The sequence below is a fragment of the Lysinibacillus zambalensis genome, from assembly GCF_040183165.1.
Classification (GTDB): domain Bacteria; phylum Bacillota; class Bacilli; order Bacillales_A; family Planococcaceae; genus Lysinibacillus; species Lysinibacillus zambalensis.
Window position 1 is genome coordinate 80,724 of sequence record NZ_JBEGDG010000020.1, and the last position, 9,416, is coordinate 90,139.

Annotated in this window: 11 protein-coding genes; 2 read left to right on the plus strand and 9 right to left on the minus strand. The window is 35.1% G+C overall.

The window, feature by feature from the left end; all coding sequences use genetic code 11:
- Positions 1-69 precede the first annotated feature (69 nt).
- The 3 genes from ABNX05_RS20780 to ABNX05_RS20790 form a co-directional block, all read right to left on the minus strand.
- Positions 70-933, minus strand: a complete 864-nt coding sequence (locus ABNX05_RS20780) for an alpha/beta fold hydrolase (protein WP_349661449.1) — start codon at positions 931-933, stop codon at positions 70-72.
- A gap of 439 nt (positions 934-1,372) precedes the next feature.
- Entirely contained in the window at positions 1,373-1,699 is a 327-nt protein-coding gene (locus ABNX05_RS20785; protein ID WP_349661450.1) for a DUF5713 family protein, read from the minus strand.
- 645 nt (positions 1,700-2,344) lie between these two features.
- Positions 2,345-3,223: a LysR family transcriptional regulator gene (locus tag ABNX05_RS20790; RefSeq protein WP_349661451.1), complete on the minus strand. Its 879-nt coding sequence runs from the start codon at positions 3,221-3,223 to the stop codon at positions 2,345-2,347.
- Positions 3,224-3,345: 122 nt separating this feature from the next.
- Here ABNX05_RS20790 and ABNX05_RS20795 point away from each other — a divergent pair, with 122 nt between their 5' ends.
- Positions 3,346-4,365 (plus strand): DUF2332 domain-containing protein, encoded by a 1,020-nt coding sequence (locus ABNX05_RS20795; protein WP_349661452.1) that lies wholly within the window; start codon positions 3,346-3,348, stop codon positions 4,363-4,365.
- A gap of 77 nt (positions 4,366-4,442) precedes the next feature.
- Here ABNX05_RS20795 and ABNX05_RS20800 read toward each other — a convergent pair whose 3' ends face one another.
- From ABNX05_RS20800 to cdaS, 5 genes are all read right to left on the minus strand, one after another.
- On the minus strand, positions 4,443-5,009 hold the full coding sequence (locus tag ABNX05_RS20800) for an NADPH-dependent FMN reductase (RefSeq protein ID WP_349661453.1): 567 nt from the start codon (positions 5,007-5,009) through the stop codon (positions 4,443-4,445).
- Positions 5,010-5,021: 12 nt separating this feature from the next.
- The gene (locus ABNX05_RS20805) at positions 5,022-6,077 is read right to left on the minus strand and encodes an LLM class flavin-dependent oxidoreductase (RefSeq protein ID WP_349661454.1); all 1,056 of its coding nucleotides are present in this window, start codon (positions 6,075-6,077) and stop codon (positions 5,022-5,024) included.
- 14 nt (positions 6,078-6,091) lie between these two features.
- Positions 6,092-7,033 carry a ring-cleaving dioxygenase gene (locus ABNX05_RS20810; protein WP_349661455.1) on the minus strand — a complete coding sequence of 314 codons (942 nt, stop codon included), beginning with the start codon at positions 7,031-7,033 and terminating at the stop codon, positions 6,092-6,094.
- Positions 7,034-7,086: 53 nt separating this feature from the next.
- Positions 7,087-7,530 (minus strand): MarR family winged helix-turn-helix transcriptional regulator, encoded by a 444-nt coding sequence (locus tag ABNX05_RS20815; RefSeq protein ID WP_349661456.1) that lies wholly within the window; start codon positions 7,528-7,530, stop codon positions 7,087-7,089.
- A gap of 98 nt (positions 7,531-7,628) precedes the next feature.
- Positions 7,629-8,249: a sporulation-specific diadenylate cyclase CdaS gene (gene cdaS, locus ABNX05_RS20820; RefSeq protein WP_349661457.1), complete on the minus strand. Its 621-nt coding sequence runs from the start codon at positions 8,247-8,249 to the stop codon at positions 7,629-7,631.
- A gap of 235 nt (positions 8,250-8,484) precedes the next feature.
- Between cdaS and ABNX05_RS20825 the strand changes: the two genes are divergently transcribed.
- Positions 8,485-8,928, plus strand: a complete 444-nt coding sequence (locus ABNX05_RS20825) for a hypothetical protein (protein ID WP_349661458.1) — start codon at positions 8,485-8,487, stop codon at positions 8,926-8,928.
- A 31-nt stretch (positions 8,929-8,959) separates the two neighbouring features.
- Here the strand turns inward: ABNX05_RS20825 and ABNX05_RS20830 are convergent, their stop codons facing one another.
- Entirely contained in the window at positions 8,960-9,190 is a 231-nt protein-coding gene (locus tag ABNX05_RS20830; RefSeq protein WP_349661459.1) for an acyl-phosphate glycerol 3-phosphate acyltransferase, read from the minus strand.
- Positions 9,191-9,416 lie beyond the last annotated feature (226 nt).

Here is a 9,416-nt window from a genome sequence, read left to right on the forward strand (position 1 = left end):
ATGGATCTACGTTTTTCCCAAACTTATAGCAAAGATAAAGTCGTTCATTAAATTCTGCATTAATTAGAGTTACTCAACACTTAAAAAATCAACGATCATTTTCTGTTCCCGCTCCGGCATCATATGCATGTGTCCGCACCCTTTTAACATATGAACCGTGTTATTTGGTATAATTCTTTGGGCTCTTGGTAATACTTTTTCCGCTGGAAATAAACAATCTTTTTCTGCTGCCATAATAAGCGTCGGTGCTTTACACTGTTGCATTAATTGCTCGCTCACATTGGATGGCATCCCTATTTTTGTTTTTACATGATCAAAACTATCTTTCACCATATTCAAAGTATCTTTATCAAGAATTTCTTCGTTAATAGCCATAAATAAAGCTGTTTTTTTTATATATTTTTCGTTCTTTGTTAGTTTATATTTTAGTAGTGGTATCATCATTTTTACAGTACTGATTGGGAAGGCATTGTTAATACCCGATGGCACAATTAATACGGATTTTTTTACTTTCTCTGGTGCTGTACACATCAGTTTTGCCAGAACTCCGCCTCCAAACGAAGTCCCAAAACAAGCGATTCTATCAAATCCAAGCGCAGTTATAACGTCTCTTGCCCACTTTCCATAATCATAATTGCGAGGAGAGAGGTTAACCTCATCACTTTTTCCAGGGTGGCCAATAATATCAACCGCATAGATATGAAAATCCTTAAGCAGGAATCTGTACATTAATAAATTATAGGCAGTCGTACTATTCCCTCCATGAAATACTAACAATGGTTCACCCGATAAATTGCCAGTTTCAATGATATGTGTTCTTCCGAAACGAGTATGAACGTAAACATCCTTACATGAATATTCCAATTTCCTCAATTGAGCATCATAAAGCTTTAGTGACATTTCTCTTCCAATTTGTGTTTTGTATATACTCATATAACCCTCTCTTATAAATTATCTCATCCATTAATTTAATTACGATGCAGATGTTCCATCAAACATTCCAACCATATCGAATGATTCTGAGACCACGGAATAGACTTCTCTATAATTTTACATCCTTTGCTAATAGTAATTACCATTAGGATGAAGTATATGTTCGATGGTATATGAACTAGGAAATATTAATGACGACTTACCTACTGTAACAAACCATTGTTCATAATTTTTTCACTTTCCTGCATCAATTTTTTCTCCTTTGACAAAAACATTTTTTCACATCAAGCAGGTCAGGAATCGGTAACCCTTTCTTTATCATACGTTTTTCTTAAAAGTATCTCACTATGATAACCTTATAGAGCCTTATCATATGTCAAAAACAATACTTTCTAAAACCCCTTGATAAAGAAGGAAGTTAGAATCACATACAAATTTTTCACCAATCTCGTTCTCTAAGTGCTTCTTCAATATCGATATCAATCTCAAAATATTGTAAAATCTTTTCTACTGTTAATCCGATTGAATCCCGTGCAAACGTTTCTATTTCACTGTCATTTTCATAAAACTCATTTTGTAGCTCATTGATCGCTATAGTCATTTCGTCTAATTTTTCTTGAATCTCTTCTATTGTATAAGTGTTCTCCTCAATAAAATGTACTACATTAACAATATGAGATTTAAGTTTATCTACTAAAAATGATGGAAAGTAAGAATCTTCATACATATCCTCTAGAAAATTGAATTCAGAATCAAGTTTCTTCACAATGTTTCCTCCTTTGAAATCAAATTTTTTTATACCTATTCTTTTATCTTCTCATACTATTAACTTTGTCTATTCTGCATTTTGTAGAAATAGCCACTCTTAAACAAGCTTAAAATCCATTTTTTTGCGGTTAAAGTCTTAAAAGCCCAAGTCTGTTCATTTTGACTATCATTATTGATCGCCATAATCATAACCACCACAACATATACTATAATTACCATAAACAGCTCTGTTCTTCCATAAGGATTATGTCATTGTTTTATCCAGTTTTTCGATATAAACGTTTTATGTATTGTTATAGCCAAGATGCAATAAGGTTCTCAGCTACCAATATTACATATTCTTTTTTAAGCATACTAAAAACTCAATCATGCCATCTTCTATTTTGGCTGTTGCACCTCTACCTAATTTTTCTGCTAGCAGCCTGACAATAGATAACCCTAGTCCAATATTTTTACGTCTGGAATTATCTGTTGTATAAAATCGATTAAAAAGCTAATTAGGATCTAGTTAACTATTTTCGTCAATCGGATTCTAAAAACAGATTTATGTATATTCTTCTTACAACATCTTGATAGTACATCACTCTGCGAATGCAGGCGTCAGCACCACGAAAACGGTACAATAAATAAGAATGGTTGACAATCACAAATAATTCCTCGTCTGAAATAAACATACTAACTCTTCTGGAACTTGGACCGAATCCTTATAAAAAAGGTATACAGGAACACTTGGTAAAGCTAATTCATCGAAGGGAACTATATTAAACCGACCTTCCATCCGCTCTCTTCTAACAATCATCCGTGGTAAAAACGACATACCTAGCCCATCTTTTATTAAGCGCTTTACCACATAGGATTGTGATATGGACACTTGCTTGGTAACTACATATTTTTCCTGTAGCTTATGTAATAAATCCTCCCAAATGGTTGGATGGTGTGTAAATAAAGTGTAGGTTTGAAACAATTCCTCATAGTCAATATAAGCTCCCGTCTCATCATCGAAAGCATCCAGTGGAATAACAAGTTCTAAAGGACTTTCTACAAGAAGCTCTTGGTCCCAATGTCGATAACGAGTTGGCAATAAGGATATACCAATATGTGCCTTATCACTACTTATTAAATCCTCAATTTTTGCTGATTCCTCCACTAGAATCGATATTTCAATGGACGGGTGTTCATTGATAAACTGATAAATTACATGAGGTAATATTGTTTCCACCATTAAGGGAGTCATTGCAATAATTAGCTTTTCTTCAATGCCTTTTGTCGCTAACTGAAAACGTTCAATACTTTTATCCCATTGATAAATGATTTGCTGAGCTTCTACTAGGAAAAGGTGCCCTGCCTCCGTTAATTGCACACGGTTTTTTTCACGTTTAAATAATTTAACATTCAAAAATTGCTCTAACTGATGAATATGAACAGTGATACTTGGCTGCGATAAATGTAGCTCTTCTGCGGCCACTCTGAAATTACAAAATTCAGCAGCAACTACAAAGGACTGTACCCATTTATAATCCAAAATCTCACCCCTTCAATTAATGTTTCAAATCAAATTCATTAACTATATTTAATTTACTAAATTATCCAATAATAATAAACTAAAAAGTAGATCGATTACTTTTACACAAAGGGGAGAATCGTATGTTAGCCAAATTAAGTAAACAATTTCGTACTTTTGCAAAAAATGAATGTGAAAACTCAAGTCCACTGTACGAACATTTAGTGAATAAGATTGCTGAAGACGATGAACTATTAAAAGTTGCGGCGTTTATACCTCAAGGACAACCTGTGCCCAATTTATTATTAGCTAGTGTTCAGTATTTGCTGTCATCATCAAAGGATGATTTAGTTCAATTTTATCCGTCTTTAACGACAACACCCAAAAGAATAAGTGAAGCGTACCCAGTTTTTAAAGCATTCGTCTTGTCTCATTCAGACGAATTGAAGACTTTATTTCAAGAAAAACTTGTTCAGACAAATGAAATTCGCCGTTGTTCTTACCTTTATCCGATGATGACAGAAATTTATGAACGCCACAAAAAACCATTAGCCTTCATAGAAATTGGTGCAAGTGCAGGGCTTCAACTTGGGATGGATCAATACAATTACTGCTATAATGAACAGCTTCACATAAACAATTCTAATAATGATTTCATTTTGTCATCAGAAAATCAGGGTCAGCCGCTTCCAACTTCTATTTCAAATGCACCAGTTGTTTGTAATCGAGTGGGCATCGATTTAAATCCTATTGATATTCATAATGAGGAAGAGCTCCAATGGCTCCAAGCCTTAATTTGGCCAGAGCATCAAGAACGTAGACTATTGTTAAATCAAGCGCTTCCTATTTTAAAAGAGCTCGATTTACAACTGATAAAAGGAGATGCCATTAAACTTATTAAAGATATTAGTAGAGAAATTAATGAAGAAGCAATGTTAGTTGTTTACCATACACATGTGGCCAATCAAATCCCAATGGAGTTACGCCTTGAATTAATAGAGCAATTAAAAGAGATTAGCATAGAACGACCTCTCTACCATTGCTATAACAATTTATTTGATATGCAACTGCATCAAGATTTTATGGATCTAGGAGAAATAGAATCTATACGGACAATGGAACGCCCTGATGGCCATGCTCGATGGTTCAAGTGGTCCAACTAAAAATAAAATTGGCACGAAAAAACGCTGTATAAGATTGCCCCTTATACAGCGTCTAAAATTTATTAAATTAGTAATCTCTAAAAATCATATTCCGCATCTTTTTTAGCACGAATTTCTGCAAACGCATCAGCTACCATCACTGTATCCTCAGCTAAACGCTCAAGGCGGAATAAGACGTCATCATTCACAATTTCCTTCCGTAAAAAATCCTTTTCTTCTATAAATACATACGTTGGAACGATATGAGCTTTCATATAAGCAAGAATTGGCTTTAACTGCTGCTCAATCATTAGGTAGTGCTTCGATGTGCCGGCTGTAACAACTGTACTCACCACTTTATCGCGAAACGCATTGACAGGTAATAAGTCAAAAATATTTTTCAACGTTGCCGGAATCGAAGCTTGAAATGTTGGCGTTCCAATGACAAGTGCATCTGCAGCCATAATTGTTTCGGCTACATATTTTGTATCCCCATCATATTCAAAATAATTTCGTCCATCACTAAACTCCATTTTGTATTCAGCAAGATCTAGTAACACTACCTCATGCTCTGGATATTTATTTTGTATGATTTCAACCACCTTACTGATGGCTGTTTTTGTTTTTGAGCCGACAATTGAACCAGCTAGTGCAACAATTTTCATGCTGAACACTCCTTATTTTACTGTATATTTTTTAATTGCAGGTAAAATATCGTTCCCTATAATTTCGATATTTTTCATTAATTTATCGAATGGCACACCGCCAAAATCAATTTGTGCCATAAATCGTTGCATGCCATAGAGCTCGTATTGATATAGTAATTTTTCAATAATTTGATCTTTACTTCCGACCATTAAGGCGTCTCGTGTATCTGGCGCTTGTGCAAATTGTTGCTTTGGATAACCTGAACCACGAATTGCTTGGAATCCACCATTTAAATGTGGATACATCCCTTGTAGTGCCTCTTTCGTCGTATCAGCAACATAAAATAAACTTGTTGTAGCAATCGGTAACTCTTTCGGATCAAAGCCACTTCGCTCTGCTGCTTCTCTGTAGGCATCTACTGATGGCTTAAAGTTCACAGCGGGACCACCTAATGTCGTTAACATCATTGGAATGCCCATATAGCCTGCTTTAATGGCACTCGCAGGTGGTCCACCAACAGCTCGCCAAATTGGCAACGACCCATTTTTAGGTTGTGGCAAAATTTGCGCATTACGAAGTGGTGCACGGAATTGTCCTTCCCAAGTGACAAGGTCATTGTCATTTATTTTTTTCAGCAGCTCTAATTTTTCTTCAAAAATTTCTTCATAATCCTTTAAATCAACGCCTAGTAAATCATATGCACCTACTCGAGAGCCACGCCCCGCAACAATCTCTGCACGACCATCTGAAATTAAATCAATCGTCGCAAAATCTTCATATACGCGCACTGGGTCCGAGACACTTAGTACCGTAGCGGAGCTTGCTAATTTAATTTTTGATGTAGCTTGTGCGATTGCTCCTAAAACAACCGTGTGTGCCTGTGTAGTAAAGTACGATTGATGACTTTCGCCCACACCAAATACATCAATACCTGCTTGTTCTGCAAGCTGACTTGCTTCAACTAGCTCTTGGATTCGTTGCTGAGCTGAAATACGTTCGCCTGTTAATGGATTTGGAATATGATCCCCTAATGAATAGAGACCAAATTCAATGCCTTTCGATTGATCAATGCGGTATTTTTCCATGATTAATCCTCTCCTTAATCTAGTGGTTCTAAAATAGCTTCGATTTCTGCACGTTTTTCTTCTAAAAATGGTGGGAGATCAAGTTCCTTGCCAAGATCCTCTACTGCCGAATCAACTGTAAACCCTGGACCATCTGTCGCCATTTCAAATAAAATTCCATTACGATCTCTAAAATAAAGACTTTGGAAATAATAACGGTCCACAACGCCAGTACTTTCAAAGCCCCACTCTTTAATTTTGGCATCCCATTCTTGCAATTCCTCCACTGTACTAACACGTAGTGCTAAATGATGAATACTACCACGACCAGGTTTCTCACTAGGCCCTTCTAATTCTTTAACGACGATTTCTCCAAGTACTTCCCCAGGAATAGATTGCAATACTGCCTCTTTTTCACTTTCTATAACAGCTGTATAATTAAATAGCTCTTTTAATAAGCTTACTGTCCGTTGCAAGTAACGAACTGTCATTTCAACTGTACCCATTCCTAAAATGCGATGTTCCCCCGGGATATCAGAGCCGTCCCATGGTTGCCAATGAGCTGGTGTTTCGTGACCATGATTATTTAAAAGCACCATTCGTAACCCTTCATGATCCTCAAAAAACAATGCATCTTTACCTGCATAAGTTGTTATTTCACTATGTTCAACCTCGAATTCTTGAAAACGATTTTTCCAAAATTGCAGACTTTCATAGCTTGGAACTAGTAGTCCAATACGTGTAATGGCATTTGTTCCTCGAACTGTTCGTCCTGCTACGGGCATTTCAAAAAATGTTAATTCTGTACCTGCAGCTCCTGTTAAGTCTCCATAAAATAAGTGATACATGGAAGGCGAATCTTGGTTGACTGTTTTCTTCACACGACGTAGGCCGAGAATTTTTGTATAAAAATCATTATTACGTTTGCCGTTTTTTGTTAGCATTGATATATGATGATGTCCGCTTAATTTGTTCATAAATGTTTCCTCCTCGTTTTCACTTGACTAAGCAAGTGATGTCACAAAAAAAATCACGCTTGTGGTAATTTTTTTTCGCGACTATGCTTTTCTAATTTTGCCATGAGTCTATTTAAAGTTTTCATTTCTTCTTCTGTTAATACTTCTTCAAAAAATGAAGATTGAAACTGTAGCTGACTTGGTGTTGCCTCATCGATCATCTGCTCGCCTTTAGCTGTCAGAGAGATTGTTTTGGTCTTCCAATTTTGTTTTCGTTCAATAAGTCCATCTTTTTCTAGACGAGCAAGCATCCGAGACATACCACCTTGCGTCACTGTCACTTTCTCTGCTAACTGTGATTGCGTTAACGGTGCAAATGTCTTTATTTGTATTAGGACATCAAACTGTGCAGTCGTTAAGTCAAAATGCTTTAAAAAATCATTGGATAGCTGATTACTTTGATTTGTAAAGCGCATCATCCGAATCCATGTCAGTGATCCGAGCGTGTGTTTTCGCATCGCTTCCTCCTCCTCTTATTTATCACTTTACCACGCAAGTGATAAATAAGCAAGGATAATATCTCGAATTCAAGATATTATCCAGTGTGAAGCTCACACTATATAATGCCATGCGTCGTAATTGGATATAAGTTTCCTTTAAAGGCAAAAGAAATTCTCCCTGTTTCTTCGGACACTATCATGACAAGTGCATCACTGACTTCACTTAATCCTAATGCTGCACGATGTCTCATTCCTAATTTTTTTTCCCCTGTGTATCTCTCAGAAAGTGGCAGTACATTTGCTGCTGATTTAATTAAATTTTTGCTTATTAAAACAGCGCCATCATGCAGTGGATTTCCAGGAAAAAAAATAGATTCTAATAAGGAATGCGTCACTTCAGCACCAATATGAATACCAGGCTTTAAAATAGATGATACGGAATCCTCCCGTTCAATAACAATTAGTCCGCCGTGTCTTCTTTTTGACATATTTTGTACGCTATGCGAAAGCTCAGGATATTTTTCAGTAAACGGTGAAAGATAGCAATTCAAATAAAACGTAGCAGCCTTCATTTCAATCGTTACAAATTTCTCTTTTATTTTTTCAAAATTCCCCAAAAGACAGTTTGTATTAGTATCCATAGCCTCTACACTTTGCTGTAATGAAATAATGACCTGCAAAAGCTCTTCCTTTAATGTTTGTTTCATTGGTGAAAAATCGCAATTTGTTGGATCCAAAAAAACACCCCGCTTTTCAAATTTATTATGTATTTATTTTTAGTTTCTCTAAATGGAATTATTTTATTCGCTTTTAATTTCATTATGTCAATTTTTCTAAAAAAATTGTTTTCAGAAAATATAATGAGGAATCGTGTAATTAACTTTACTTTTCAAAGATTTTTCAAATCCATTCAATATTTCCATTTTATTATTTTATAATTAAAATAAAATGATTACTTATTGGAGGTGCTTTTTGAAACGAATTACGTTGTTGTCGTTTTTACTTTTACTTATGATTTCGCCCTCTGTGCAAGCACTATCTTGGGCTTATCCTTTTGTCGTTTGGAAAGGAAACGTTTATGAAGTTAAAAAAGAAGAATTAATTGAAGATAATAAAATTGGTAAAATTATAGGAGAAGTAAAGACCAAGCCAAATAATATGACAGGAAATTATTACGGAAATGCCTCAAACTATTACCCAAAAGAGACACATTATTATGAAATAAAAGGGACATCAACATCCATTGCAATTGCAGTAAAAGAAGATCGTCACTGGGTGAAAGCTGTTTTTGTTCATAAAGCCCCTTTTCACATAATGAATGTAATTACTAACTTTTACTTCATATTAGCTGTTGTTCTATTTGTAATTGGAGTTATTTTATTCAGAATTAAAATGTCCAACAAGTGTATCCATTAGCTTATCTAATGGATACACTTGTTGTTTTTGCTTACATTTGTCCAGCACGAATTTTCTTAATAATGCTAAATGTCGTGTAGGCAGCAGCCGGCGCAAGAACAAAAATAAAAATAAGCCAAACCGTTAAGTTGTCCGTAGCTTTTAGCGTGTCATAATTAGAGATAACAAAAAAGATAAGTCCAAATAATAATAAATAGCTCAGCACATTTGGAAAAATAACAATTAAACGCAATAGTGCTGGTGGCATTTTTTGCTGATTCATATTAAACCACTCCCCTTTAGTCAATTATACGAAAATCTACTATTTACTGCATTATTTTTCTTCAACATTCTAAATTTTCTCATTACATCAATTACTACATTATATATGGTCTTTTTTCTATTAATAGTCGGGATAATTTAATAGAATAAAAGAGGCTGGGACATAACTAGCTTCAATTAGTGAGAAATCCGAATTTGAATTCATTCAAATTCGGATTTCTCTATTT